The sequence below is a fragment of the Methylobacterium sp. E-041 genome, from assembly GCF_022829665.1.
GTDB lineage: Bacteria > Pseudomonadota > Alphaproteobacteria > Rhizobiales > Beijerinckiaceae > Methylobacterium.
In genome coordinates, this window is the sequence record NZ_JAKSYQ010000292.1 from 164,221 (window position 1) to 189,351 (window position 25,131).

Consider the following 25,131-nt stretch of genomic DNA (forward strand, 5'->3'; position numbering starts at 1 on the left):
CTTCGAGGCCTCCGCTCCGCTCCGGCGCCTCAGGATGAGGTCGCGGGCTGGAGGGCCGAACCTCGCATGAATTCCCTGGATAGGTAGGCCCTGGTACACCGCCGCCATGCCCCAAACCGTCGCCACCCTCTACCAGTTCGTCCCCCTCCCCGATGCCGCAACGCTCGCGCCGGTGATCGAGGGCTTGTGCAAAGACCTCGGCCTGACCGGCACGCTCCTGCTGGCGCACGAAGGCATCAACGGCACGGTGGCAGGCTCGGCCGAGGCGATCGCGGCGTTCCTCGCCGCCCTGAACGGGCCCGACCTGTTCGGCGGCCGCCTCGATCGGCTCGAATGCAAGCTGTCGACGGCCGAGGCACCGCCGTTCGCGCGGATGAAGGTGAAGCGCAAGCCGGAGATCGTGACCTTCGACGGCGGCGCCACCGACCCGGCCGACGGGGTCGGGACCTACGTCGCCCCCGAGGACTGGAACGCGCTGCTCGACCGGCCAGGGGTGGTGGCGGTCGACACCCGCAACCGGTTCGAGGTGGCGCTCGGCACGTTCGCGGGCGCGGTCGATCCGGGGCTATCGCGCTTCGGCGAGTTTCGCGCGTTCGCGGAGACGCTCGATCCCGGTGCGGAAGTGGCGCTGTTCTGCACCGGCGGCATCCGCTGCGAGAAGGCCGGCGCCTACCTCAAGGCGCGCGGGTTCGCGCACGTCCATCTGCTCCAGGGTGGCATCCTGAAATACCTCGAGACCGTGCCGGAGGCCGAGAGCCGCTGGACCGGCGACTGCTTCGTCTTCGACGGCCGCATCGCGCTGGGGCCGGCGCTGGCCGAGCGGCCCGACCATCCGCCGGAGGCCCTGCGATGAGCGAGTCCGCCCGCATCGACCATCTCGAGATGCGCCTCACCGAGCAGGACGCGACCATCGACGACCTCAACCGCACCGTCACCGAGCAGTGGCGGCTGATCGACCGGCTGCGGCGGCAGGTGGAATCGCTGATCGAGCGCGTCGAGGAGGCGGGCGCTCGCACGGCTGCCGGCGGCGCCGAGCCCCCACCGCCGCATTATTGAGGGCATCAGCGCGCCCTTCCCTCCCCCGCGGAGGGGGGAGAGAAGACGCGGTGAACCTGCCTTCGAGGCCTAGAAATTCGCCTGCGTGACGAACTTGGTCGCGAGGTAGCCGTCCAGCGCTTCGGAGCCGCCCTCGCTGCCGTAGCCGGATTCCTTCACCCCGCCGAAGGGCGTCTCCGGCAGGGCGATGCCGTGGTGGTTGATCGAGACCATGCCGCTCTCGACCATGCTCGACACCCGCGTCGCCCGCTCCGACGAGCGGGTGTAGGCGTAGGCCGCCAAGCCGTAGGGCAGGCGGTTGGCCTCCGCGTAGGCTTCCGCGTCGTCGGAGAAGCGCTGGATCGCCGCGACGGGGCCGAACGGCTCCTCGTTCATGATCCGGGACGTGAGCGGCAGGTCGGTCAGCACCGTCGGCTCGAAGAAGTTGCCGCGGTTGCCGATGCGCTTGCCGCCGGTGCGCAGCGTGGCGCCCTGCGCATTGGCATCGGCGACCAGCGCTTCCATCGCCTCCAGGCGCCGCCCGTGGATCAGGGGCCCCATCTTCGTCTCGGGATCGAGGCCGTCGCCGACCTTCAGGTTGGAGGCGAGGTCGGTGAAGCCGTCGACGAAGCGGTCGAACACCGAATCGTGGACGAGAAAGCGGGTCGGCGCGACGCAGACTTGGCCGGCGTTGCGGAACTTGTTGGCGCCGAGAACCGCCACCGCCTTCTCGACGTCGGCATCGCCGAAGACGATCGCCGGCGCGTGGCCGCCGAGCTCCATCGTCGCCCGCTTCATGTGCTGGCCGGCCAGGGCCGCGAGCTGCTTGCCGACCACGGTCGAGCCGGTGAACGAGATCTTCCGGATCACCGGATGCGGGATCAGGTACGACGAGATCGTCGCCGGATCGCCGTAGACCAGCGCGAGGCAATCGCCCGGCACGCCGGCATCGAGGTAGGCGCGCACCAGCTCGGCGCAGCTCGCCGGCGTGTCCTCGGGGCCCTTGAGGATCACCGGATTGCCGGTGCAGAGCGCGGCGGCGATCTTGCGGACGGCCTGGTTGATCGGGAAGTTCCACGGGGTGAAGCAGGCCACCGGCCCGACCGGCTCGCGCACCACGAACTGCAGCACCCCGTCGCCGCGGGGCGGGATCACCCGGCCGTAGGCGCGCTTGCCTTCCTCGGCGAACCAGTCGGTGACGTCTGCCGCGGCCATCGTCTCGATGCGCGCCTCGGCGAGGGGCTTGCCCTGCTCCAGCGTCATGATCCGGGCGATGGCGTCGGCGCGCTCCCGCAGCAGGTCGGCGGCCCGGCGCAGCACCTTGCCGCGATCGAAGGCCGAGACCTTGCGCCACTGCGCGAAGCCGCGCGCGGCGGCCTCGAGCGCCCGGTCGAGGTCGTCCCGGGTGGCGACGGCGCATCGCCCGATGGTCTCGCCGGTGGCGGGGTTGAGCACCGGCAGCGTCTCGCCGCCCGAACCGGCGACCCAGGCGCCGGCGATGTGAAGCGTCACGTCCGGATACATGTCGGCCCTGCGATCCCTGCCCGGCCGGCCGCGATGGGCCGGCGACCGAGGCAATGTCGCGCTCGACGCCGCCGGGGGCAAGGCGCCGGCGGGAACGAACCGGCCGGGATGTCCGGCTCAGGCGGCGATGCTGCGCTTGACCGGCTCCGGGCCCTTCACCGTGACGGGTCCGCCGCGGCGCGCGCGCAGCGTGCCGCCCTTCGGCACGACCTGCCAGCCGTCCTTGGCGCCGTCGATCGGCTCGGAGACCACGACCAGGCCGGCCTCGGTCTGGCGATAGTACAGGCTCGGGGGCCGCGCATCGCAGGCCCACCGATAGGCGATGAGCTCGTCGCCGTCGGTCAGCAGCGCGGTGAAGCGCAGCGGCTCGGTGATGCCGGCCGCCTTCATCAGGTCGCGCACGGTGGCCAAGGTCTCGGCCATGGCGCCGATCGGGTCCTCGGCAAGGCCGTTGGAGAGGGCGAGCAGGAAAAGGGCCTCGGAGTCGGTGCTGCCGCGACGCCCGTCGTACAGGGCGTCCGGGATCAGCGCCTCGAGGCGTCGCTTGATCCGCAGGTATCCGCCGATCTGACCGTTGTGCATGAACAGGTGCCGGCCGTTCACGAAGGGGTGGCAGTTGGTCCGCGCGGTCGCCGTCCCGGTGGAGGCGCGCACGTGCGCGAAGAAGGTCCGCGCGCGGACCTGCCCGCACAGGTTGACGAGGTTCTCGTCCGACCAGGCGGGCGAGATGTCGCGATAGACGCCCGGCTCCGGTCGTTCGCCGTACCAGCCGAGGCCGAAGCCGTCGCCGTTGGTCTCGGTCTTCCCCTGCTCGGCGTGCAACGATTGATGCACGAGCGAGTGCGTCGGCGCGCAGACGAGGTCCGACAGGAAAACCGGCTCACCGCTATAGGCCAGGAAGCGGCACATGGCTGGGGCCAACCTCTTGCTGATCGCGCTGGCGCGAACCTCACCTAGTCTGCCCTCGGGCAAGCTCGGTGCCGCGCCGTCGCCGAACCGTAACATTTCGTTGTCGATGATGAACAGTTCGCTAACGCACTGCAGCATGCACGGAGTTTGTGCGCTCCTGAACGGATCCTCGCCAAACCGGTCGCAACGCAGGCATGCGCTTGAGACGAATTCGGACTCTTGTTACCCGGCTTCGGACGGCGCAGCATGGCTCATCCGGGAATCAGCGCCCCACGCATGAGGTCGCGTCGCCGGTCAGGCATCGAACCCGCATCCGCAACATCTCGTGAAGGAGGTCCCATGGACCGCGCCCCCTCCCCTTGTCCGGTCGCCCTTGTCGTCGAGGACGATGCCGCGGTCCGCAACCTCGCCGCCGCCGTGCTCGAGGAGACCGACCTCGGGGTGATCGCCTGCGACAGCGCGGAGGCCGCGATCTCGATCCTGGAGCGCGACGACGTCACCGTCGCGCTGCTCTTCGCCGACATCCGCCTGCCGGGCGCCATGGATGGGCTCGCGCTCGCCCGCACCGTCGAGCGCCGCTGGCCGGACGTGCGGGTGGTGGTGACCTCGGGCTACGATGCCGGCGGCGATGCGAGGATGCCGGCGCAGGCGGTGTTCATGCAGAAGCCGTGGCGCGCCCTCGACGTGCTGGTCCAGGCCGAGCATGCGACGGAAGCCGCCCGCGCCGCCTGAGCGCGTTCCGGTCCGATACGAGGACGGCGCACGCGGCGTCGTCCGAAATCCTTTCACGAACAAAAAAAGCCCGGACCGCAAGGGCGGCCGGGCCTTTTTCGAGGATCGCGATCGACGGGCCTCGCGGCCCGGATCGTCTTACTCGGCGGCGGAAGCCGCCGGAGCGCCGCTGGCCGGAGCGGACGGGGTCATCGACGGGAAGCCGGGACGACGGGGGGCGCCGGCGCCGAAACGGGGCTTCGGCTTCGGAGCAGCGATCAGGCCCTCGCGGATTGCGGTCTTGCGGGCCTGCTTGCGGGCGCGACGGACCGCCTCGGCCTTCTCGCGCGCCTTGCGCACGGACGGCTTCTCGTAGGCCTTGCGCTGCTTCATCTCGCGGAAGATGCCTTCGCGCTGCATCTTCTTCTTGAGGACGCGGAGCGCCTGATCGACGTTGTTATCGCGAACGAGTACCTGCAACGGAGTGGATCCTCTAGAACCGGTTTGAACGTGGCATTCGGTCGGCGCGGTCAGCGTGACGCCCGCGAGCGTTGCGGGAAACCGACAGCGCCCCGGACCCGGGGATCGCCCGGGCGGGACGCGGTTCGGACCGTCTCGATTCGGCACCAAATCTGCACCTTGGGCAGGCTCTTACACCAAGCGCCCGCGAGTTCCAACCGGATTGGCGACGCGACGTCGATCCGCGTGCGGTGTGACCGCGCGGACGCAGGGCGTAAAGCCGTCGTCCGCCCGCACAGGGCATGCCGGGCGCAGCAATCCGGCCCGGCTCCTGCAATGCCGTCCTAAGTCGGGTATGACATCCCAGGCCGGACTCGTCCCGGCAGGGCTGGCGAAGGGACGCTCATGACGGGTGAGAGACAGCGATGACCGACGACGCGCAGCAATTCGCCAGCGACAACTATTCCGGCATCTGCCCGGAAGCCTGGGCGGCGATGGCGGCCGCCAATGCGGGGCATGCGCCGGCCTACGGCGAGGATGCCTGGACGGCACGCGCGGCGAACGCCTTCCGCACCCTGTTCGAGAGCCGCTGCGAGGTGTTCTTCGCCTTCAACGGCACGGCCGCCAACGCGCTGGCGCTGGCCGCGCTCTGCCGCTCCTACCACAGCGTGATCTGTGCCGACGCCGCCCACGTGGAGACCGACGAGTGCGGCGCGCCGGAGTTCTTCTCGAACGGCTCGAAGCTGCTCACGGTCCGCACCGAGAGCGGCAAGCTGACCCCGGACGCGATCCGGGCGCTCGCCACCAACCGCAAGGACATCCACTTCCCGAAGGTCCGCGTGGTGACGGTGACGCAGCCGACCGAGACGGGGCAGGTCTACACCCTCGCCGAGTTGCGGGCGATCTCGGCGACCTGCCGCGACCTCGGCCTGTCGCTGCACATGGACGGGGCCCGCTTCGCCAACGCCTGCGCCCATCTCGGATGCAGCGCGGCGGACATGACGTGGCGGTCGGGCGTCGACGTGCTCTGCTTCGGCGGCACCAAGAACGGCATGCATGCCGGCGAGGCGGTGGTGTTCTTCGACGCCGCACTGGCCGAGGATTTCGGCTATCGTTGCAAGCAGGCGGGGCAGCTCGCCTCGAAGATGCGCTTCCTCTCGGCCCCCTGGGTCGGGATGCTGGAGAGCGGGGCGTGGCTGAGAAACGCCGCGCACGGCAACGCCTGCGCACAGGACTTCGCGGCGGCGGTCGCGGACATGCCCGGCATCGCGCCGATGTTCCCGGTCCAGGCCAACGCCGTGTTCCTGGCGATGCCGGCGGACACGATGGAACGCCTGCGCGGCAGGGGCTGGCGCTTCTACACCTTCATCGGTGGTGGAGCCCGGTTCATGTTCGCCTGGGACGCGAAGCGTGAGCGCGTCGCTGAGCTGGTTGCGGATCTGCGCGCCGTCGCTGCGGCACCGGCATGAGCGGGCGGCGGGTTGCGTGGCCGGGTGCCGCTGTCTAACAGGGGCTCATGGTTCCGGCAGACGTTCGCCCGTCATCGATGACGCCGCCGTAGCGCGCGCGACGCCCCGCGGTCCCCGTTTCCACCGGGCATCGTGCTTGGGCCGCCGAACCGTCTCCCGTCGAAATCCCGTCTCTCATGAGCCCGCACGCCGCCCTCCGCGGGCGCGGGCCGGATCCTTTGCATGACCTTTCAAACCTTGCGGGCCGAATGGGCCCCGCACGTGCCGCGCGAGCTCCTCGCCGGCACCGTCGTCGCGCTCGCGCTCATTCCGGAGGCGATCGCCTTCTCGCTCATTGCCGGCGTCGATCCGCAGGTCGGGCTCTACGCCTCGTTCTGCATCGCGGTGACCACCGCGATCGTCGGCGGACGGCCGGCGATGATCTCGGCCGCCACCGGCGCCACCGCCCTGGTGATGGCGGGGCTGGTGCGCGAGCACGGCCTGCAATACCTGCTGGCCGCCTCGATCCTCGCCGGCCTGATCCAGATCGGCGCCGGCCTGCTGCGGCTCGGCGACCTGATGCGCTTCGTCTCGCGCTCGGTGATCACCGGCTTCGTCAATGCCCTCGCGATCCTGATCTTCCTCGCTCAGATGCCCGAGCTGATCGGGCGCGGTCCGACCGTCTACGCGATGGTCGCGATCGGGCTGGCCATCATCTACGGCCTTCCGCGCCTCACCAGGGCGGTGCCCTCCCCGCTCGTCTGCATCGTCGTCCTGACGATCGCCGCGATCGCGCTGGCGCTGCCGATCCGCACGGTCGGCGACATGGGCGCGCTGCCGAGCAGCCTGCCCTCGTTCCTGCCGCCGCAGGTCCCTCTGAGCTTCGAGACCTTGCGGATCATCCTGCCCTACGCCGCCACGGTCGCCATGGTCGGCCTGCTCGAATCGCTGATGACGGCGGCGATCGTCGACGAGATGACCGATACCGGCAGCGACAAGAGCCGGGAATGCCTCGGCCAGGGCACCGCCAACATCGTCTCGGGCCTCTTCGGCGGCATGGCCGGCTGCGCCATGATCGGGCAGACGGTGATCAACGTCACCTCCGGCGCCCGCGGTCGCCTGTCGTGCCTGTGGGCGGGCTGCTTCCTGCTGTTCCTGATCGTCGCGCTCGGCGCCTACGTCCGGCAGATCCCGATGGCGGCGCTAGTCGCGGTGATGATCTTCGTCTCGATCCAGACCTTCTCCTGGCGCTCGATCCGCGATCTCGCCCGGCACCCGGGCTCGTCCAGCGTGGTGATGCTCGCCACCGTCGCGGTGGTGGTCGCAACCCACGACCTCGCCCGCGGCGTCCTCGTCGGCGTGCTGCTGTCGGGCGTGTTCTTCGCGCGCAAGGTCGCCCGCGTCTTCCGCGTCGAGAGCCGCCGGGAGGGCGTGGTCCGCACCTACGTCGTCACCGGGCAGCTGTTCTTCGCGACGGCCGAGGCATTCCACGGCGCGTTCGATTTCCGCGACGACGCCGAGCGGATCGTGCTCGACCTTTCGGCGGCGCATTTCTGGGACATCACGGCGATCAATGCCCTCGACCGGGTGGTGCTGAAGTTCCGCCATCACGGCCGGGCGGTCGAGATCGTCGGCCTCAACCGCGCGAGCGCGACCCTGGTCGAACGTCTCGGCACCCACGACAAGCCCGGTGCGATGGCAGCACCGGGACACTGACGCGACGGCCGGCGCTCAGGCGAGCCAGTCGGGCATCCGGTCGAGGCCGATCAACGCGTCGTAGCTCTGGCGCGGGCGCACGATCGCCGCCTGCGAACCGCTGACCAGCACCTCGGGCACGAGGCGGCGCGTGTTGTAGGTGCCGGCCTGGACCGCTCCGTAGGCGCCCGCCGTCATCACCGCGATCAGGTCGCCGGCGACGACCCGCGGCATCTCGCGCTGCAGGGCGAGGTAGTCGCCGGTCTCGCAGACCGGTCCGACCACGTCCGCCGTCACGCGCGGCGCGTCGGCGGCCGGAGCCTCCACCGGGCGGATGGCGTGATAGGCCTCGTAGAGGGTCGGCCGGATCAGGTCGTTCATCGCGGCATCCACGATGACGAAGGTGCGCCCCTCGCTTTCCTTCACGTAGACCACGCGGGTGACCAGGATGCCGGCATTGCCCGCGATCATCCGGCCGATCTCGAAGACCGGCCGCAGGCCGAGCGGGGCGAAATGCGGGCGGATCGTCGCGGCGAGCGCCGCCGGGTCCGGCGGGGCTGTGTTGTCTTCGCGATAGGGGATGCCGAGGCCGCCCCCGAAATCGATGTGGCGGATCGGATGGCCCTCGGCGATCAACCGGCCGGCCAGCCCGGCGAGCAGCCGCGCCGCATTCTCGAACGGCACGAGATCGGTGATCTGGCTGCCGATATGCATGTCGACGCCGTGGATCGCGAGGCCCGGAAGGGTCGCCGCCAGAGCGTAGACGGCGGGCGCACGCGTGATCGGGATGCCGAACTTGTTCTCGTACTTGCCCGTCGAGATCTTGGCGTGGCCGCCCGCGTCGATGTCGGGATTGACCCGGATCGAGACCGGCGCCTCGATCCCGAGGCTGGTCGCCACCTCGGAGAGCGCCAGCAGCTCGGGCTCGCTCTCGACGTTGAAGCAGTAGATCCCGGCCTTCAGCGCTGCCGCCATCTCGTCGCGGGTCTTGCCGACGCCGGAAAACACGATCTTCTGCGCGTCGACCCCGGCCCGAAGCGCGCGGAGCAGCTCGCCCTCGGAGACGATGTCCATGCCGGCGCCCCGCCGGGCGAGCGTCGCCAGTACGGCCTGGTTGGAATTCGCCTTCATGGCGAAGCAGACCAGCGCGTCGTCGCCCGAGAACGCCTCGGCGAAGACGCGGAAGTGCCGCTCCAGGGTGGCGGTGCTGTAGCAGTAGAACGGCGTCCCGACCCGCTCGGCCAGGGCCGTCAGGTCGACGTCCTCGGCGTGCAGGCGTCCGTCGCGATCCTGGAAATGGTGCATCGTTCGGCCGTGTCCGGGAAGCGTCGAGATCCGCCGTTCGGCTCGAGATCCCGTCCGCGGGGAAGCCTCCCCCGGGGCGGGAGAGCAGGATGGAAGACGAGGGCGCCGTTCGGTCCGGCGCGAGAGCGGCGCGCTACAGCAGCGGATCGAGGATGAAGGGATCCTTCGGGATGCGATAGCCGCGCTTGGCCCCGCGGCCGGTCTCGACCGGCGCCTCCGTGCCGGAGGCCGGGGCGAGCGCGGAGGGCGGCAGCTCGTCGCCGTCGCGGACCGCGGACGGATCGGGCTCCGGCGTGCCGCCGCCGAGGCCGGTGCTCTGCGGAAGGGTCCGGGGTCCGGCCGTCGCCGTGGGAGTGCCTTGGGCCGCACTCCGTTGCGGCGTCGTCGCCGAGGCGCCCGGCGGCTCGAGGGCTCCGCGGCGGCCGCACCCTGCCAGCGCGAGCGCGGCGAGGCCTGTGGCGAGGGTCAACGTCAGGACGCGGGTGGGCGGCATCGCGGAGGGTCCGGCGGGTACTTCTGGGGCGGTCCTCCCGAGGGAGGATCGCACCTTAGCCGTTGCCGGAACGCGAGGCGAGCGTTCGCGCGCCACAGCTTCGCTCCGAACCGGCTCGGTCGAGCGGGCGGTTCAGCCCTTCTTGTCGCCGTTGGTCGCCTCGTAGGCGTCGATCGCCCGGCGGCAATTCTCGGACAGCGACTTCCAGTTCTTCTCGAAGCAGGCATCGAGCTTCGGGTCCTCGGGGGCAAGGTTGCCGCAATAGTTCAGGTAATCGCCGGTGCAGTACTTCTTCAGGGTCTCGTTGCCGCGCTTGGTCTCGGGCGCCGCCGAGGCCGGCGCGGAGAACGACACGGCCAGGCCGAGCGCGAGGGCGAGGGACATGAGCTTCAAGGCCATGGGGCGTCGTTCCATCTGTCGGATCGAGAGGGGGGATGGCGGTGCGATGATGCCATCGCGTGGTGGAAACAAGGCATCGCGGCGCGGTTTCGCAACCGCAACCCTAGGATTTTGGTGGCTCGACGGCCGCTCAGTGCGAGGAGGCACGCATCGCGTAGGCCGCCACCGGCGGAAGGCGCTCGCGCTGAGTCAGGGTGTCGGCCACCTCGGTGATGCGCCGGCGAAGGTCCGCATTCTCGCGCTCGACCGCCTCCCCGCGGTCGGACACGGCCTTGGCGAGCGCCGCCTCGGTGGCCGCGAGCTTTTCGCGCACGCTGCCCTCGCTCTCCGCCGCGCCGGCATCGGATGGGACGTCCTCGACCGTGCCGAGGGCGTTCCGCGCGGCGAGCAGGCTGTCCAGGAGGTCGGCATGCGCCTCTTCCAGGGCGAGCAGGGTCGCGAGGCTCGACGCGCCGTCGGCCTGCGCGGTCGAAAGCTCGTTCTCGAGACGACCGCGAAGCGCCAGCGCCTCGGCGATCTCGGCGTCGCGCGCGGCGACGTCGCGCGCGAGGGCGGCCGCCTCCATGGTGCGGTTGCCGAGGGCCGCCATGTCGGCCTGGCGCTTGCTGCGCGCGTCCTCGACGGCACGCTCCATCCGCCGCTGCCGCACCGCGAACTCGGCGCGCAGAAAGTCCTTCTCGGCGGCGATCTCTCCGACGGACAGCGGCAGCTGCGCCTCCGTCCGGCGCCGCGCCAGGCGGGCGGCGCGCGCGTTCACGGCGGGCAGCGCCAGCAGCGCGCACAGGATCGCCACCAGGAAGCCGAGGGCGAAGACCATCACGGTTTCGATCACGCGGGCGAACTCGATCCCTTGAGCGCCGCCGCAAGACCGGACCCTGCCCGCTCGTGCGACGATGCGACCACACGCAGAACGAGCCCGGACACCGGGGCTGAACCCGGATGCCGTGCCCGCGGGCCGAGCATGCCCGGCCGAAGCTGACGCGCAGTCTAACCGGTTTTGCGCGCGGGCGCGAAGTCGCGATTCGGTCGCGTCAGAACGGGTTCCAGGTCGGCGTGCCGGTGAACTTCAGATAGCCGACGTTGATGCCGAGGCGGGCGCCGACGCCGGTCCGGATCGGAACCACGACGATGCCGTCGTTGGTCACCGCCGTCATGCCGAAGCCGCCGACGAAGTAGGCCGAGCCGTCGACCCCGCCGAAGCGGCGGTAGATCCCATTCACCGCCGGCAGGTTGTAGACCAGCATCATGGTGCGGTCGCCGTCGCCGCCGATGTCGAAGCCGAGGGTCGGGCCCTGCCAGTAGATCCGGCGCTGGCCCGCATTGCGGGTGTAGAGCGTGCCCTCGCCGTACCGGACGCCGCCGACGATGGCGCCGGAGGCTTCCTGGCCGAGGATGTAGCCGTTGGGCTCGCCCCAGCGCTTGGTCGCCTCCTGCACCGTGAGCGCCAGCCCGCGCGAGACGCTGCCGAAGAACTTGTGGCCGGAATCGACGATCTCGCGTGGCCGGAAGGTCTCCGGCGCGCCGGGATCCTCGACGCCGCGGGCGGAGGCCGGCACGCTCGCGGAAACGCCGAACGCGGCCGCCGACAAGGCGAGGAGCCCGGCCGAGCTCAGGCCGGCCAGGGCGCGGCGGCGTGTCGGCGCGTCCTGCCGCAGGGTGGCCGTGCGGGGGGAATCGGGTGTGGTCATGGTTCCTCCTCGATCCGCTGAAGGCGGCGCCGTCATTGGACGCGATCGCGGGCCTGGACTTGGATGCGCACCTGGACGATGCCTTGCGTCCGCCCCCAAGGACATGCGGCAGACCTGCCGCCGGAGCGCACGGCGGTCGATCCGGGCGCGAGCTGAGGGATAGGTGGACACGATGTGGTTAACGCGGCGTGACTGCGCCATCCTCGTCCTGGCGGGCCTCGCGGAGCCGGCGATCGGACAGACGCCCGTCGCCGGCCCGCTCGCGCTCTCGGGCTTCGACCCGGTGAGCTACTTCCTGCCGAAGGGCCCGCGGGCGGGCTCGTCCGCGTTCGAGGCTTCCGGCGGCGGCAGGACCTGGCGGTTCGCCGGTGCCGCCAACCGCGCCGCCTACCTGCGCGACCCTACGGTCTACACGCCGCGGCTGGGCGGATACGACGTCGTCGGCATCCTCGACGGACGGCTGGTCGACGCCGATCCGCTGGTCTTCGCGGTGATCGAGGAGCGCCTTTACCTGTTCCGCAACGCCGAGCGACGGGATCGGGTGCTGGCGGACCCCACGCTGGCGGAGCGGGCGGAGGCGTCCTGGCCGAGCCTGCAGCCGCTCACGGACGGAGGACGGGAGTGAGCCGCGTCACCGCCGCGCCCTCCCGCGGCCGCAGGATCGGCCCGCGATCGGGAAGCGCGACCCGGGCGGCGAGCGCCGGATTGCCCAGAGCCGCGAACGGGCCGTTGCGATAGGCCATCGCGTGCCGGCCGTAGATGATCGGCCGGCCGGTGGGGGTGACGACACGGCCGCCGGCGGCGGTCAGGATGTGGTCGCCGGCCGCGGTGTCCCATTCCATGGTCGGTCCGCAGCGGACGTAGAGGTCGGCCTCGCCCGAGGCGATCAGCGCGAACTTGAGGGCCGAGCCGGCCGCGCGGCGCGATGTCACGCCGAGCGCGTCGAGGCAGGCCTCGGTCTCGGAATCGCCGTGGCGCCGGCTGCCGAGCGCGGTCAGCCCGTCCCGCGGCTCGGGCCGGGTTCGGACGGCGCGAGAGGGCCCGGGGCGGCCGGCCTCGATCGGCGCCTCGTGCGCGGCGACGCCCGCGTGCCAGACGCGGCCGACGCCCGGCGCGGCCAGCGCCGCGGCGACCGGGCGGTTGCCCTCGATCAGGGCGATGCACACGGCGAATTCCGGGCTGCCGGCGAGGAAGTCGCGGGTGCCGTCCAGGGGGTCGACCAGGAAGAACCGGTCGGCGGGCGGCACGTCGTGGCAGGTCTCCTCGGCCACCACCGGGATCGCCGGAAACCGTTCCAGGAGCTTGGCCAGGATCAGCTGCTCGGCCTCGAGGTCGGCATGGCTCGAGGGCGAGCCGTCCACCTTGAGCACGTGCGGGCAGTCGTTGCCGTGGTGGCCGAGCAGGATCTCGCCGGCGGCGCAGGCGATCTCGGCCAGGTACGCGGCGATGCGCTCGCGTTCCGGCCCGGAGAGGGAGACGATGGATGATGCCGCCATTGCCATGGCACCGTCTTGCTCCAGCCACCGATCCTTGTCGATGGCGGAGGCCGAAATCGGGTTCGGCCCGTCCCGACGCGTCTCAGTAGGTGGCGAACATCCGCGCGATCTCCGCGGGCTCGCGCGTCACCGTCAGGGCGAGCGCGAGCAGGATGCGGGCCTTCTGCGGCGTCAGGTTGTCGGCGCTGAGGATGCCGCGCTCCCTCAGGCGGGTGGTGAGCGGGACGACGCCGCTGCCCGCCCGGGTCGACTGCACCACGACGATGCCGGCGGCGGCGGCCTGCTCGAGGGCGTCGGCTTCGCGCGGCGGCGTCATGCCCGGCGCCAGCCCCGCCGAGACGATGCCCTGCGCTCCGGCCGCAAGGAAGGCCCGCACCGCCGTGCCGTCCGCGTCGGCATAGCCGTAGGACACGTCGACCCGCGGCAGCGCTTCGAGCGCGCGGATGTCGAAGGGCGTTCCCGGAGCGTGGCTCCGCTCCGAGCGCCGGTAGTACTGCACCGAGGCGCCGTCGACGTGGCCGAGCACCCCGAAATCCGGCGTCCGGAAGGTCTGGAGCCGGGCGACCGAGGTCTTGGTCACCTCGCGCGCCGCCTGGATCTCGTCGTTGAGGACGACGAGGACGCCGCGCCCGCGGGACTGCGCCGACGCCGCCGTGCGGATCGCCGCGACGAGGTTGAGCCCGGCATCGCTCGACAGGGCGCTCATCGGCCGCTGCGACCCGACGAGCACCACCGGGACGTCGACGGTGAGCGTCAGGCTCAGGGCGTAGGCGGTCTCCTCGAGGGTGGCGGTGCCGTGCCCGATGACGATGCCGGCGAGGTCGCGATGCTCCGCGACGAGGCGTTCGCAGGTCGTCGCCAGGTCGCGCCATTCCGCGAAGCCGATCGCCGGGCTCGGCACGGCGCGGAAGGCGACCGGCACCATCTCGGCGACCGCGCCCACCTCCGGCACGGCATCGAGGATCGCCTGCGCCTCCAGGCGGTTCCCGGTCGCGGTGTAGTCGAGGATGTCGAGGGAATCGCGACCGAGCGACGAGATCGTCCCGCCGGTGCCGATGAACGCGACCTTCGGCCTTGCCGTCATCGAATGTCTCCTGCTCGCTTCGCGTCGAGACCGCGTCCTACCCGCTGAGGCCGGCGGTTGTCTCGCGGCATCGCCGGGGACGGACGATGTGTCGGGCGAGGACGCGGTGCCGGCTCGCTCGCCCCGAGGATGGCGACACCGCGCGCGCCGATGCGGCTCAGCTGCGGAAGTCGAGCACGAGGGCCGAGGCGTTGCTGCTCGTGCTGGAAGTCCCGCTCGACGCGTAGCCGGTCGCGCTCGCCTGCGTCGATTGGAGCTGCTTGATGAAGCTCGCCAGCAGATCGCTCGTCGACGCGGTGCTGGTGCTGCCTGAGGCCGAGGCGTCGGGATCCGCGCTCGACGCATCGGACAGGTCGTTGCCGTCCGGCGCCGCGCCGAAGGGCGGTCCCGGGGGCGGGCCGCCCGCACCGCCGACCCCGCCATCCTTTGCCTCGCCCTTCGCGCCTCCCTTGGCGAACAGCGACGTCAACGTCGCCGCCTGGTCGCTGGTCAGCGTTCCGTTGGTGACCTGGTCGGCGATCAGGCCGTCGATGCGGCTCTTGATCTGGGACGGGTCGAGCCGCGACGCGGCGGAGGTGCTCGACGATGCCGACGCGGCACCGTTCGCGGTTTCGCCGGACTTGAGGCTGGCGTCGATCGAGTCGAGGGCGCTGGTGAGCGCGGTGGCGTCGGTCGCGGAAATGGTGCCGGCCGAGGCCTCGCTGTCGATCTCGGAGGCGACCCGGTTCTTGTGGGCGTGCGCCGGGCGCTGCGGCGCCTGGATCTGCGAGGCGGTGGTGCTGGAGATCGAACTCATGGGCGGCTTTCCCGTGAAGCTGCCGGAAACGCCCGGCCGCGGGTCCGTGTGCAAAGTGCCCACGCCACGGTTAAGGATCTGTTCGCCTTAATGTTTCGGTATGTTTCCAGCGGCGCCCAGCGGCCGTTCCCCCCTCCTCCCGCAGCGTAAATCGTACTGTGATGCTCGCCCGAGTCAGCGGGCGGCGACCCGCAATTGCGGGAACGCGGCGGGGAGCGGAGGCGCCGTGCGCAGGGCCGGTTGCGCCACGCCGTAGAGGCCGCGATGCTGCGGGTTCGGGCTCAGCCGGTCAGTCAGGCCGATCACCGTCTCGGCCGCGCCGAGAAGAAGCGCGCCTTCGGGTGCAAGCCGTTCGGCGAGCCGCCCGAGGATGTCGGCCTTGGTCGGCGTATCGAAGTAGATCAGCACGTTGCGGCAGTAGATCACGTCGAAGGAGCCGAGCGCCTCGAAGCCGTTGAGCAGGTTGAGCGGCCGGTAATCGATCGTCGCGCGCAGGGCCGGGGCGATCTGCCACTGCTCGCCGATCTGGGTGAAGTACTTCAGCAGCCACTGCACGGGCAGCCCGCGCTGCACCTCGAAATGGCTGTAGAGCCCGAGCTTGCCCTTCTCGATCACCTCGGTGGACAGGTCCGTCGCGACGATCTCGACCTGCCAGCCGGCAAGCTTGGCGCCAGCTTCCTGCAGCAGGATCGCGAGCGAATACGGCTCCTGGCCGGTCGAGGCCGCCGCGCACCAGATGCGCAGCCGGCGCTGGCCGGCACGGCGCGCCATCGCCTGAGGCAGCAGCACGTCGCGGAACAGATCGAACGGCGTCCGATCGCGGAAGAAGAAGGTCTCGTTGGTGGTCATCGCTTCGACGACCGCCTTCTCGATCGACGAATCGCGCGAGATCTTCAAGGTGCCGACGAGGTCGCGCAGCGTGGCGAGGCCGAAGCGGCGGCAGACGGGGGTGAGCCGGCTCTCGACGAGGTAGCGCTTCTCGGGGGTGAGCGCGAGGCCGGAGCGCTGCTTGAGATAGGCGCGCAGGAAATCGAATTCGAGCTCGGTCATGCCGTCTGTCCCGTGATCATGGCGCGCAGCGCAGGGCCGATCTCGGGAAGCGGCAGGATGGCCTGGGCCAGCCCCGCCTTGGCGATGCTGCCGGGCATGCCCCAGACGGTGCTCGTCGCCTCGTCCTGTGCGAGCACGGCGCCGCCGGCCTCGCACAGCGCGCGGGCGCCGTGGGTGCCGTCCGAGCCCATGCCGGTGAGCACGACGGAGAGGGTGGCGCCCCCGAACAAGGCGGCGGCGTCCTTGAACAGGACGTCCACGGCCGGCCGGCAGAAGTTCACCGGCGGTCCGTCGTCGAGGCGGATCACCGGCTCTCGGCCGCCCCCCCCCGTCAGGCCCATGTGGCGCCCGCCCGGCGCGACGTAGATCCGCCCGGGCTCGAGCCGTTCGTCGGCCTTGCCCTCGGCCGCGACGAGTCCGGTGCGAGTGGCGAGGTGCTCGGCGAAGACCGCGGTGAAGATCGGCGGCATGTGCTGGACGATCAGGATCGGCAGCCGGCGCAGCGTCGCCGCGCCGATCTTCTCGAGCATCTCGCCGACCGCCCGCGGGCCGCCGGTCGAGGCGCCGACGAGAAGGACGCGGGGCGCTAGGCCGGTGCGGGCCTTCGGGCGCAGGGTGACCGGGGCGCTCGGGCGCGGCGCTGCCGGGGCCGGCATCGGCGAGGGGGCGGCGCCGGGCGCGATCGGGGCCGGCGCCGGGCCGCGGCGGCGGGCGCGGGCGGCGCCGAACAGCCGCACCCGCTCCACGAGGTCGGCGCGGAAGGCGTCGGAGGTGGTGACGCCGCGGTTGCTCTCGGGCTTGGCGAGATAGTCGACCGCGCCGAGGGCGAGGCACTTGAGCGAGATGTCGGCGTTGCGCGTCGTCAGCGTCGACATCATCACGACCTGCACGGTCGGGCTGGCCGCGAGCATGCGCGGCAGCGCCTCGGTGCCGTCGAGCTCGGGCATGTCGATGTCTAGCAGCACTACGTCCGGATCGTGCCGCGTCATCATCTCCACGGCGATGCGGCCGTTCGAGGCGGTGCCGACGACGGTGAAGCCGGCCTCGCCGATCCAGCGCGCGACGAGCCCGCGCACCACGGCCGAGTCGTCGGCGATCAGCACCTTGATCGGCACGGACGCGGTCGCCCACGGCTTGGGCGCGAGGCTCGGGTTGGCGGCCAGCATGGGTTCGGCATCCCAATGACGATGGGGGAGTGGGGGTCGTTCGACGTCGCGGTCCAGCCGGCTCGACCGAGCCGACGCGGGCAGCCGGATCGGGCCTGCGTCAGGCCGCGGCCTGGACGACGCCGACCTGCTCGAGCTTGGCCGTCAGGATGTCGCGGTCGAACGGCTTCATGATGTACTCGTCCGCGCCCGCCCGGAGGGCCCGGGCGATGGCGCCGACGTCGTTCTCGGTCGTGCAGAACAGGATCTTCGGGCCGTTGCCGTCGGGCCGCTGGCGCAGGGCCTGGAGGAAGGCGTAGCCGTCCATGTTCGGCATGTTCCAGTCGAGCAGGATGACCTGGGGCATCGCCTCGGCGCAGCGCAGCAGGGCGTCGCTGCCGTCCTCGGCTTCCGAGACGTCGAAGCCGAGCGTCTCGATGATCCGCCGCGCCACCTTCCGGATCACGGCGGAATCGTCGACCACGAGGCAGGTGCGGGTTTCGGCTGAAGCGATGGTCACGGCGTCTTGCCCTCTCGGCTCTTTGCTGTCGGCGACGTCACGCTGCGGTCGCGCCGGCGCGTTCGGACGCGAAGACCAGCAGCGCGTTGACGTCGAGGATGACGAGCAGCCGGCCGTCGAGGCGATGGACTCCGAGGGCGAGGTCGCGCCAGCGGGCATCCAGGTTGATCGGCACCGGCTCGTGCGTCTCGACGCCGAGCTTCAGCACCTCGCCGACGCCGTCGACCACGAGGGCGAAGGTCTCGCCGCCCTGCTCCAGGCCGATCGCCATGCGCGCCGCACCTTCGGCGGCCGGAAGGCCGAGCCGGCGGCGCAGGCAGATCGCGGTGACGACGCGTCCGCGCAGGTTCAGCAGGCCGACGATCTCGGGTGGGCTCAACGGCACCGGCGTGACGCCGGCCGGGATGAACACGTCGTGCACCCGGTCGATGGCGAGCCCGAACATCGTGTCGCCGACGAAGACGGTCACGAAGTCCTGGGTCGTTCCCGCCTCCGTGGCGTTGCTGTTGGCAGCCTGCATGGTGGTGTCTCCCCGGCGTCGCGGCGCCGTCAAACCAGGATGGTCGGTTCGCGCCGGGATCGGCGCGGCACCGTCGGAACGGGCCGGTCTCAGGCGGCGTGGGCGCGGAGCGCCGCGTTCGGCGCGGCATCGAGCTCGGCGAGCGCCGCGACGAGGCCGCTGCGGTCGAACTTCGCCACGAGGTCGCTGATCGCGAGGGTGCGGGCCCGCTCGACCGCATCGGCCCCGATGGTGCCGGTGAGGCCGATCACCGGGAGGCCGGCGACCCGCGGGTCGCCCGCCCGCATCGCGCCGACGAGATCGAAGCCGCTGCGGCCCGGCATCTCCAGGTCGGTCACCACGACGCTGATCCGCGCATCCGCCTGGAGGATGGCGAGCGCCTCCTCGGCACCGGGCGCCGTGACGACGCGGTAGCCGGCGGCCTTCAGCACCGGGCTCAGCATGTCGCGGAAGAAGGCCGAATCGTCCACGAGCAGCAGCGTGGCGGTCTTCGCCGAGGCCGCCTTCGCGCCGCGCGCCCAGTCGTCGTAGGCCAGCGGTAGGAAGTGGGCGATGTTGATGATGTCGGTGGCACGGCCGCGCAGCACCGCCGACCCGATCAGGTCCGAACGCTCGGCCGCGATCTCGATGTCGAGGCGCTCCTCGACGATGTCGACGATCTCGTCGACCACGAGGCCCATCGCCCGGTCGCCGTCGGAGAACACCACCAGCGCCTGCGTCCCCTCGGTGCGGATCGCGATGGCCTCGTCGGCCGGGACCAGCGGCATCAGCCGGCCGCGATACTGGATCAGCGGACGGCCGCCGAGCCACTCGACCTTGCCGGCGTCGATCTCCTCCAGCCGCGTGACGAGCGACAGCGGAACCGCCTTGAAGCTGCCCGCGCCGCCCTTGAACACGAGGAGCGTGGTCTTCGGGTCGCCGAGCTCGGCCGCCTCGGCCTCGGCCTCGATCGGGCCGCCGCCCTGCGCGCCCTGGCTGACCTGCCGCGCGATGCCGTTCGGGTCGACGATCAGCACCACGGCGCCGTCGCCGAGGATGGTGTTGCCGGCGAACAGCGGGATGTGGCGCAGCTTCGAGGACATCGGCTTCACGACGATCTCCTCCGTGTGGAAGACCTCGTCGACGAGGATGCCGAAGCGCTGGCGCCCGACCTGGGCCACGACCACGAAGCCGGTCTCGGTCCCGGTGTCGTCCTGGCCGAGCAGGCCCTTGAGGGTCACGATCGGCAGCAGCCGCTCGCGCAGGCGCAGCACCGGCGCATCGTTGATGCGCTCGATCCGCTGCGGCGCGGTGGCGTCGACGCGCACCAGCTCGAGCACCGCGAGCTGCGGCACCGCGAAGCGGCTCTCGCCGGCCCGGACGATGAGGGCGGCGACGATCGCCAGCGTCAGCGGGATCTTGATGGTGAAGGTGGTGCCGACGCCCTTCTGCGTGGCGATGTCGATCACGCCGCCGATGGTCTCGATGTTGGTCTTCACCACGTCCATGCCGACGCCGCGGCCGGACACGGAGGTGACGGCGGCCGCGGTGGAGAACCCGGCGTCGAAGATGAACTTGGCGACCTGCGCGTCGGTCATGCGCTCGACGTCGGCCTGGGTCGCGATCCCGCGCTCCACGGCCTTCTTCCGGATCGCGACGAGATCGAGGCCCTTGCCGTCGTCGGCGATCTCGATCGTGATGGTCCCGCCCTCGTGGTAGGCCGAGAGGCGGATCGAGCCGCGGGCCGGCTTGCCGGCCGAGATCCGCTGCATGGTCGATTCGAGGCCGTGGTCGGCCGAGTTCCGGACCATGTGGGTCAGCGGGTCCTTGATGACCTCGAGGACCTGCCGGTCGAGCTCGGTCTCGGCGCCGAGCATCACCAGGTCGATCTGCTTGCCGAGCTCGCTCGACAGGTCGCGCACCACCCGCGGCAGCTTCTGCCAGGCGTTGCCGATCGGCTGCATGCGCGTCTTCATGACGCCTTCCTGCAGCTCGGCCGTGACGTGGGAGAGCCGCTGCAGCGGGACCTTGTAGCTCGAATCCTCGTGCTTGCGCGCGATCTCGAGGAGCTGGTTGCGGGTCAGCACCAGCTCGGACACCATCGTCATGAGGTGCTCGAGGGTGTCGACGTTCACCCGGATGGTCTGCATCTTGGCCAGGCCGCCCTCGGGGGCCTCGGCCGGCGCATCGCCCGACACCGGGGCCTTCGCGACCGGGGCCGGAGCTTCCTGCACGGGGGCCGCCGGTGCCTGTGCGATCGGAGCCGGGGCGACCGGTGCCTGAGCGATCGGCGCCGGCTCGGGCATCCAGGCGGAGGGGGCATCGTCGGGGCCGGGGGCCGCGAGGAACGCGGCTTCGAGGTCCTCGAGCGAGACCTCGCCGGGCTTGCTCTCGCGCACGACGATCTCGGGCAGCTTCGGCTCCGGAATCTTAAGCTCCGGGAGCTTGGCCTCGGCGATCTTGGGCTCGGGAGCTGCGGCGGCCTCGGGCGTGCCGAGCGACATGCGCTCCAGCGCCTCGATCAGGTCTGCGTCGCTGCCCGCGGGCTCGGTCCCGGTGGCTTCGAGGTCGGCGAGGATGAGCTTCAGGCGATCGAGCGTCGCGAGGATCAGGCTGACGGCCGGGCTGGTCACCGCGAGACCGTCGCGGAAGCGACCCATCAGGGTCTCGGCGGCATGCGCCAGTGCTTCCAGCCGCGGCAGGCCGAGGAAGCCGCAGGTTCCCTTGATGGTGTGCACGAGGCGGAAGATATTCCGGAGGATCGTCTCGTTGTTCGGATCCTGCTCGAACCGGACGAGTTCCGTGTCGACGGTGTCGAGATGCTCGCCGCTCTCAGTCAGAAACTCGCGCAGAAGGTCGTCCATCGGCGGTACTCGGATCACGTCTGCACGCACGTTCGTGCAGACGCATCCTGGCGCGCGAGCGGTTAGGGAAGCGTTTCCTCGGACCCGTTTTTTCGTGCGATGGCGTCGTGTCGTCCTGCGTTACAGCGACTTGCCGTCGTGCCAGACGCAGTTCGAGGCGAGGATCGCAAGATTCACGTCCGATTTTTGCGGTTGCGGCAGGGTTTTACCGTCCATCGCGAGATCGATCTTGATCTCCACCTGGCCCTTCGACTCGTTGGACCGCCGGGAGAAGTAGCAGTACTGCTGGTAGGGCTGGTCGGCGCTGTCCTTGAAGTTCCAGCCGGTCACGATCTGCCCGTCGAGATAGGGCACCTGCTTGAACACGGTGAAGGTTGTGTTGACGATCGCCTTCGAAGCCGGCGCCGCGTCGGCCCCGAGCTGCGCCTTCGTCGGCGTCGGGGCGCCGGCGGCCTTCGGCAGGCCGCCTTCGAGCTTCAGCACGTTGTCGGTCAGCGTCACCTCGCCCTTGGTCTTGAGCGTGACGTCGGAGAGCGCCGCCTGCATCGCCGCGGCGATCTTCTCGGCGGCGGTGTCGAACTGGTTCATCGTGGCCCAGCCGTAGGCCGCCGCGCCGATGCCGATGCCGGCCAGCGCGGTGAAGATCCCCGCCCCGGCCGCCCGGAACAGGAAGGCGCGGGCGAAGACGATGCGGGATTCCGCCCGCAGCCGGCCGTTGACCTGCTGCGCGAGCGCGATGTTCTCCGGCGACCCCTGCGCGACGTAGCTCATGCGCCCGCTCCCGCGCTGGCGGCCGGAAGGTTCGGCTGGTTCGCGGCCGCGATCCCCGGGGCGATCCCCGTGGCCGGGCGGTTGATCGGGATCACCGCGCCCGTCGCCGCCTCACGGTTCTGCCGCGGCAGCACCGGCTCGAGGTTCTGCTTCAGCGCTTCGGTGATCGATTCCAGCATGTAGGGCGTCGCCTCCGGGTTCACGGCGGCGCCGAGGTCGTCCTCGTCCATGAAGGTCTTGCGCACCGAGACAGCGCAGAGCGCGAGGATCGTCGAGGCGAAGGCGGCGCAGAGGGCCGGTAGGAACACGAAGATGCGCAGGAAGGCGTGCACCTGCTGCTCGGACACGTCGATCGGATCGACGCCGTAGACCATCGCCGTGAAGGAGTGCAGCTGCGAGCGGTTCACGGCGTTGCGGTAGGCCTGCTCGGCGTCTGCGACCTTGCGCTCGGCGGCGCCGCGGTCGAGCTGCGCACGGGCCTTGCGCGCCTCCTCGAGATCCTTGGTCAGCACGCCGCGATCGGCCGAGGCCTTGGCGACGCTCGACGAGAGCGTGGCGGTGCGCGGGTCGGTGACGCATTTCAGGTTCTGGTAGCGCACGCCGCGGCTGTTGGTGCCGAACACCTTCTCGCAGCGCTGCGCCGGCAGCGCCGAGAGCTGCGCCGCGTTGTCCGCGGCGCGCTTCTCGATCTGGTCGAGCTCGGTCGTGTACTGCGCGACCCGGGCGTCGGCCGAGGCGATGCGGTTGTCGATGGTGCTCCGGTCGGCCTGCGCGTCCTTGAGCGCGGTCTTGGTCTTGGAGGCCTCCATCAGGCGGGGATGGAACATCATCTCGCCGAGCTGCGAGACCGACTTCGTTGTCACGCCGGCGGCGAAGATGATGCCGACGACCGCGAGCGCGCGAATGAAGTACGAGCGCTGCGTCCGCGCCAGGATGCCGAGCGGCACGCGGCACAGCTCGACCGCGGCGTAGACCAGCGGCGCCAGCAGCATGAAGTAGAAGGCGTGGTTGTCGCCGTCGCTGTAGACCGCCGCGAACAGCCAGGCGCCCCAGAGCGAGGCGCCGATGACCATGAACTCGACGAGGTAGGCGATCGCGACGTAGCCCCACTTGATGCGATAGCCCTTCTCGACATGGCGCTCGTGCGTCCACCTGTCGGACTCGATGGCCCAGGCACGGCGCTCGCGCTGGACCTCCCGGCTCGGGGGCATCTTTCGCATGGGGCTCTCTAAGCTCGGATCGTATGCGACGCGCGGTTGAGCGTAACCGTTCGTTAATCGTTTTCGCTAAGCGGGCATTGTGCCGAATTTGGGCCGCATGGCGGCCATCCACCGGAACCGCATCCGGGGTGGCGCAAATGCCTCACTTCGAAGTCGCGAATTTGGGCGGGGCGGCCGTCCAATCGCGCCGCGGCGGCGTTTCGAGGTTGCTCGCGCGGCGCCCAACTCGCATGATCGCGGCGACCCAAAGCAGCGCCACCCGACCAAGAGGTTCGAACCGACCGCCGATGCCCGACGTCCATGCCGGCTCCTACAAGGAAGCGATCCTGTTCCTCGTCACCGCGGGCGTGGTGGTGCCGCTTTTCCATCGCCTGCGCATCAGCCCGGTGCTGGGCTTCATCGGGGCCGGCGCGCTCCTCGGGCCGTTCGGGCTCGGCCGCTTCGCCGACCAGTTCCACTGGGTTTCGCTGTTCACGATCGGCAACCGCACCGAGATCGCGCATCTGGCCGAGTTCGGCGTGATCTTCCTGATGTTCATGATCGGCGTCGAGCTGTCCTGGGAGCGGCTGCGCACGCTGCGGCGCCTGGTCTTCGGCCTCGGCTCGATCCAGGTGATCTGCTCGGCCCTGGTGATCGGGTCGATCCTGTTCGGGCTGAAGGTCCCGCTGGCGGGCGCGGTGATCGTCGGCATCGCGCTGGCGCTGTCCTCCACCGCCGTGGTGCTGCCGGTGCTGGCCGAGCAGCGCCGCCTGAACACGCCGGCCGGGCGCGCGAGCTTCGCGGTGCTGCTGTTCCAGGACCTTGCCGTGGCGCCGGTCCTGTTCGCGATCGCGGTGTCGGGCCGCAGCGACGGCGCCGACATGGGCGGCGCGCTGGCTCTGGCTCTCGCCCAGGCGGCGATCGCCCTGGTGCTGATCGTGGTCGCCGGCCGCCTCGCGCTTCGGCCGCTGTTCCACCTCGTGGCGCGCACCAAGTCGGCCGAGCTGTTCATGGCGGCCTGCCTGCTCGTCATCGTCGCGACCGCGCTGACGGCGGCCGCCTCGGGCCTGTCGATGACGCTGGGCGCCTTCGTCGCCGGGCTGCTGCTCGCCGAGACCGAGTACCGCCGGGCGATCGAGGCCACGATCGATCCGTTCAAGGGGCTCCTGCTCGGGGTGTTCTTCGTCTCCGTGGGGATGAACCTCGATCCCGCGCAGCTGCTGGCGGCGCCCGGCGCGATCCTCGGGCTCGCCTTCGCGCTGCTGTTCATCAAGGCGGCGGTCGTGGTGATGGCGGCGCCCGCGCTCAAGCTCTCCCGCGCCGTCGCCCTAGAGACCGCGATGCTGCTCGGGCCGGGCGGCGAGTTCGCCTTCGTGCTGATCGGCGGCGCGATGGCCGGCGGCCTGGTGCCGGAGCCGGTCGGGGGCGCGGCGCTGATCGTCACCACCGTGACGATGATCATGATCCCGGGCCTCGCGGCGCTCGGCCGGCGGATCGGGAAGCGCGCCTCGAAGAACCAGGCCGGGCGGGTGCGGGCCGACCCGCCGCCGGACAAGCAGCAGGACCGGGTCATCGTCGCCGGCTACGGCCGGGTCGGTCGGCAGGTCGGCGAGATGCTGGCCCGCCACAAGATCCCCTACCTCGCCCTCGACGCGGACGCCGCCCGCGTCGCCGAGCAGCGCCGGCTCGGCAAGCCGGTCTATTTCGGCGATTCCTCGAACACCGAGCTGCTGCGCCGCTGCGACATCGCCACCGCGCGGGCGCTGGTGGTGACTCTCGACAACCCGCACGCGGTCGAGGCGGTGGTGATGGCCGCCCGCGCCGAGCGAGCGGACCTGACCATCGTCGCGCGCGCCCGCGACGCCAAGCACGCGACCGCGCTCTACGAGCTCGGCGTCGACGACGCGGTGCCGGAGACGATCGAGGCCTCGCTTCAGCTGTCGGAGGCGGTGCTGGTGGATGTCGGCGTGCCGATGGGCCTCGTCATCGCCTCGATCCACGAGCGCCGCGACGAGTACCGCGCGATGCTCAAGCGCAAGGA

Annotated in this window: 25 protein-coding genes; 7 read left to right on the forward strand and 18 right to left on the reverse strand. The window is 70.9% G+C overall.

The window, feature by feature from the left end:
* The first annotated feature begins 106 nt into the window (after positions 1–106).
* Together MKK70_RS27740 and MKK70_RS27745 are read left to right on the forward strand one after the other, a co-directional pair.
* On the forward strand, positions 107–853 hold the full coding sequence (locus MKK70_RS27740; protein WP_243951165.1) for a rhodanese-like domain-containing protein: 747 nt from the start codon (positions 107–109) through the stop codon (positions 851–853).
* Positions 850–1,056, forward strand: coding sequence for a SlyX family protein (locus MKK70_RS27745; RefSeq protein ID WP_147725031.1), 207 nt, complete (start codon positions 850–852; stop codon positions 1,054–1,056). Before MKK70_RS27740 ends, MKK70_RS27745 begins: the two co-directional genes overlap by 4 nt.
* A gap of 69 nt (positions 1,057–1,125) precedes the next feature.
* Here the strand turns inward: MKK70_RS27745 and MKK70_RS27750 are convergent, their stop codons facing one another.
* Together MKK70_RS27750 and MKK70_RS27755 are read right to left on the reverse strand one after the other, a co-directional pair.
* A complete protein-coding gene (locus MKK70_RS27750; RefSeq protein WP_243951166.1) occupies positions 1,126–2,559 on the reverse strand; it encodes an NAD-dependent succinate-semialdehyde dehydrogenase in 1,434 nt (477 codons plus the stop codon).
* Positions 2,560–2,676: 117 nt separating this feature from the next.
* Entirely contained in the window at positions 2,677–3,468 is a 792-nt protein-coding gene (locus tag MKK70_RS27755; protein ID WP_147858564.1) for a class II glutamine amidotransferase, read from the reverse strand.
* Between the two features lie 339 nt (positions 3,469–3,807).
* On the opposite strand from MKK70_RS27755, the gene MKK70_RS27760 reads away from it, so the two are divergent.
* Positions 3,808–4,200 (forward strand): response regulator, encoded by a 393-nt coding sequence (locus tag MKK70_RS27760; RefSeq protein WP_147725038.1) that lies wholly within the window; start codon positions 3,808–3,810, stop codon positions 4,198–4,200.
* Positions 4,201–4,338: 138 nt separating this feature from the next.
* On the opposite strand, the gene rpsU is transcribed toward MKK70_RS27760, so the two are convergent.
* A complete protein-coding gene (rpsU, locus tag MKK70_RS27765) occupies positions 4,339–4,659 on the reverse strand; it encodes a 30S ribosomal protein S21 (RefSeq protein ID WP_243935599.1) in 321 nt (106 codons plus the stop codon).
* Between the two features lie 404 nt (positions 4,660–5,063).
* Here rpsU and MKK70_RS27770 point away from each other — a divergent pair, with 404 nt between their 5' ends.
* Positions 5,064–6,107, forward strand: a complete 1,044-nt coding sequence (locus MKK70_RS27770; RefSeq protein WP_243936382.1) for a threonine aldolase family protein — start codon at positions 5,064–5,066, stop codon at positions 6,105–6,107.
* 222 nt (positions 6,108–6,329) lie between these two features.
* Positions 6,330–7,802, forward strand: a complete 1,473-nt coding sequence (locus tag MKK70_RS27775; RefSeq protein WP_243951168.1) for a SulP family inorganic anion transporter — start codon at positions 6,330–6,332, stop codon at positions 7,800–7,802.
* A gap of 15 nt (positions 7,803–7,817) precedes the next feature.
* On the opposite strand, the gene lysA is transcribed toward MKK70_RS27775, so the two are convergent.
* The 5 genes from lysA to MKK70_RS27800 form a co-directional block, all read right to left on the reverse strand.
* Entirely contained in the window at positions 7,818–9,086 is a 1,269-nt protein-coding gene (gene lysA, locus MKK70_RS27780) for a diaminopimelate decarboxylase (RefSeq protein ID WP_243951170.1), read from the reverse strand.
* Between the two features lie 133 nt (positions 9,087–9,219).
* Positions 9,220–9,579: an LPS translocon maturation chaperone LptM gene (gene lptM / locus MKK70_RS27785; protein ID WP_147841207.1), complete on the reverse strand. Its 360-nt coding sequence runs from the start codon at positions 9,577–9,579 to the stop codon at positions 9,220–9,222.
* 132 nt (positions 9,580–9,711) lie between these two features.
* Complete coding sequence (locus MKK70_RS27790) at positions 9,712–9,978, reverse strand: 3',5'-cyclic-nucleotide phosphodiesterase (protein ID WP_147729929.1); 267 nt, start codon at positions 9,976–9,978, stop codon at positions 9,712–9,714.
* Positions 9,979–10,108: 130 nt separating this feature from the next.
* Positions 10,109–10,810: a hypothetical protein gene (locus MKK70_RS27795; protein WP_243951172.1), complete on the reverse strand. Its 702-nt coding sequence runs from the start codon at positions 10,808–10,810 to the stop codon at positions 10,109–10,111.
* Between the two features lie 199 nt (positions 10,811–11,009).
* Entirely contained in the window at positions 11,010–11,666 is a 657-nt protein-coding gene (locus MKK70_RS27800) for a DUF1134 domain-containing protein (protein ID WP_243935530.1), read from the reverse strand.
* Between the two features lie 172 nt (positions 11,667–11,838).
* Between MKK70_RS27800 and MKK70_RS27805 the strand changes: the two genes are divergently transcribed.
* The gene (locus MKK70_RS27805; RefSeq protein WP_243935531.1) at positions 11,839–12,291 is read left to right on the forward strand and encodes a YHS domain-containing (seleno)protein; all 453 of its coding nucleotides are present in this window, start codon (positions 11,839–11,841) and stop codon (positions 12,289–12,291) included.
* On the opposite strand, the gene MKK70_RS27810 is transcribed toward MKK70_RS27805, so the two are convergent.
* The 10 genes from MKK70_RS27810 to MKK70_RS27855 form a co-directional block, all read right to left on the reverse strand.
* Positions 12,269–13,162, reverse strand: a complete 894-nt coding sequence (locus tag MKK70_RS27810) for a 3'(2'),5'-bisphosphate nucleotidase CysQ (RefSeq protein WP_243951174.1) — start codon at positions 13,160–13,162, stop codon at positions 12,269–12,271. The genes MKK70_RS27805 and MKK70_RS27810 overlap by 23 nt on opposite strands.
* An 82-nt stretch (positions 13,163–13,244) precedes the next feature.
* On the reverse strand, positions 13,245–14,246 hold the full coding sequence (locus MKK70_RS27815; protein ID WP_243951176.1) for an asparaginase: 1,002 nt from the start codon (positions 14,244–14,246) through the stop codon (positions 13,245–13,247).
* 157 nt (positions 14,247–14,403) lie between these two features.
* Positions 14,404–15,042 carry a hypothetical protein gene (locus MKK70_RS27820; RefSeq protein ID WP_243951178.1) on the reverse strand — a complete coding sequence of 213 codons (639 nt, stop codon included), beginning with the start codon at positions 15,040–15,042 and terminating at the stop codon, positions 14,404–14,406.
* A 174-nt stretch (positions 15,043–15,216) separates the two neighbouring features.
* Positions 15,217–16,092 carry a CheR family methyltransferase gene (locus MKK70_RS27825; RefSeq protein WP_243951180.1) on the reverse strand — a complete coding sequence of 292 codons (876 nt, stop codon included), beginning with the start codon at positions 16,090–16,092 and terminating at the stop codon, positions 15,217–15,219.
* Positions 16,089–17,258, reverse strand: a complete 1,170-nt coding sequence (locus tag MKK70_RS27830; protein WP_409568334.1) for a chemotaxis response regulator protein-glutamate methylesterase — start codon at positions 17,256–17,258, stop codon at positions 16,089–16,091. The genes MKK70_RS27825 and MKK70_RS27830 overlap by 4 nt, the downstream gene beginning before the upstream one ends.
* A 100-nt stretch (positions 17,259–17,358) precedes the next feature.
* A complete protein-coding gene (locus MKK70_RS27835) occupies positions 17,359–17,751 on the reverse strand; it encodes a response regulator (protein ID WP_147726982.1) in 393 nt (130 codons plus the stop codon).
* A 43-nt stretch (positions 17,752–17,794) separates the two neighbouring features.
* Positions 17,795–18,277 carry a chemotaxis protein CheW gene (locus MKK70_RS27840; RefSeq protein WP_147726973.1) on the reverse strand — a complete coding sequence of 161 codons (483 nt, stop codon included), beginning with the start codon at positions 18,275–18,277 and terminating at the stop codon, positions 17,795–17,797.
* Positions 18,278–18,366: 89 nt separating this feature from the next.
* A complete protein-coding gene (locus tag MKK70_RS27845) occupies positions 18,367–21,120 on the reverse strand; it encodes a hybrid sensor histidine kinase/response regulator (RefSeq protein WP_243951182.1) in 2,754 nt (917 codons plus the stop codon).
* Positions 21,121–21,240: 120 nt separating this feature from the next.
* Positions 21,241–21,891 carry a hypothetical protein gene (locus MKK70_RS27850; protein ID WP_147726975.1) on the reverse strand — a complete coding sequence of 217 codons (651 nt, stop codon included), beginning with the start codon at positions 21,889–21,891 and terminating at the stop codon, positions 21,241–21,243.
* Entirely contained in the window at positions 21,888–23,111 is a 1,224-nt protein-coding gene (locus MKK70_RS27855) for an ATPase (RefSeq protein ID WP_147726976.1), read from the reverse strand. The genes MKK70_RS27850 and MKK70_RS27855 overlap by 4 nt, the downstream gene beginning before the upstream one ends.
* A 287-nt stretch (positions 23,112–23,398) precedes the next feature.
* Between MKK70_RS27855 and MKK70_RS27860 the strand changes: the two genes are divergently transcribed.
* Positions 23,399–25,131 (forward strand): cation:proton antiporter (locus tag MKK70_RS27860; RefSeq protein WP_243951184.1); only part of this gene is annotated, 1,733 nt, incomplete at its 3' end.

Bases quoted from the DNA above. Each gene is read 5' to 3' on its own strand.
- MKK70_RS27740 (WP_243951165.1), top strand. From the start codon at position 107: ATGCCCCAAACCGTCGCCACCCTCTACCAGTTCGTCCCCCTCCCCGAT.
- MKK70_RS27745 (WP_147725031.1), top strand. From the start codon at position 850: ATGAGCGAGTCCGCCCGCATCGACCATCTCGAGATGCGCCTCACCGAG.
- MKK70_RS27750 (WP_243951166.1), bottom strand. From the start codon at position 2,559: ATGTATCCGGACGTGACGCTTCACATCGCCGGCGCCTGGGTCGCCGGT.
- MKK70_RS27755 (WP_147858564.1), bottom strand. From the start codon at position 3,468: ATGTGCCGCTTCCTGGCCTATAGCGGTGAGCCGGTTTTCCTGTCGGAC.
- MKK70_RS27760 (WP_147725038.1), top strand. From the start codon at position 3,808: ATGGACCGCGCCCCCTCCCCTTGTCCGGTCGCCCTTGTCGTCGAGGAC.
- MKK70_RS27770 (WP_243936382.1), top strand. From the start codon at position 5,064: ATGACCGACGACGCGCAGCAATTCGCCAGCGACAACTATTCCGGCATC.
- MKK70_RS27775 (WP_243951168.1), top strand. From the start codon at position 6,330: ATGACCTTTCAAACCTTGCGGGCCGAATGGGCCCCGCACGTGCCGCGC.
- lysA (WP_243951170.1), bottom strand. From the start codon at position 9,086: ATGCACCATTTCCAGGATCGCGACGGACGCCTGCACGCCGAGGACGTC.
- lptM (WP_147841207.1), bottom strand. From the start codon at position 9,579: ATGCCGCCCACCCGCGTCCTGACGTTGACCCTCGCCACAGGCCTCGCC.
- MKK70_RS27790 (WP_147729929.1), bottom strand. From the start codon at position 9,978: ATGGCCTTGAAGCTCATGTCCCTCGCCCTCGCGCTCGGCCTGGCCGTG.
- MKK70_RS27800 (WP_243935530.1), bottom strand. From the start codon at position 11,666: ATGACCACACCCGATTCCCCCCGCACGGCCACCCTGCGGCAGGACGCG.
- MKK70_RS27805 (WP_243935531.1), top strand. From the start codon at position 11,839: ATGTGGTTAACGCGGCGTGACTGCGCCATCCTCGTCCTGGCGGGCCTC.
- MKK70_RS27810 (WP_243951174.1), bottom strand. From the start codon at position 13,162: ATGGCGGCATCATCCATCGTCTCCCTCTCCGGGCCGGAACGCGAGCGC.
- MKK70_RS27815 (WP_243951176.1), bottom strand. From the start codon at position 14,246: ATGACGGCAAGGCCGAAGGTCGCGTTCATCGGCACCGGCGGGACGATC.
- MKK70_RS27820 (WP_243951178.1), bottom strand. From the start codon at position 15,042: ATGAGTTCGATCTCCAGCACCACCGCCTCGCAGATCCAGGCGCCGCAG.
- MKK70_RS27825 (WP_243951180.1), bottom strand. From the start codon at position 16,092: ATGACCGAGCTCGAATTCGATTTCCTGCGCGCCTATCTCAAGCAGCGC.
- MKK70_RS27830 (WP_409568334.1), bottom strand. From the start codon at position 17,258: ATGCTGGCCGCCAACCCGAGCCTCGCGCCCAAGCCGTGGGCGACCGCG.
- MKK70_RS27840 (WP_147726973.1), bottom strand. From the start codon at position 18,277: ATGCAGGCTGCCAACAGCAACGCCACGGAGGCGGGAACGACCCAGGAC.
- MKK70_RS27845 (WP_243951182.1), bottom strand. From the start codon at position 21,120: ATGGACGACCTTCTGCGCGAGTTTCTGACTGAGAGCGGCGAGCATCTC.
- MKK70_RS27850 (WP_147726975.1), bottom strand. From the start codon at position 21,891: ATGAGCTACGTCGCGCAGGGGTCGCCGGAGAACATCGCGCTCGCGCAG.
- MKK70_RS27855 (WP_147726976.1), bottom strand. From the start codon at position 23,111: ATGCGAAAGATGCCCCCGAGCCGGGAGGTCCAGCGCGAGCGCCGTGCC.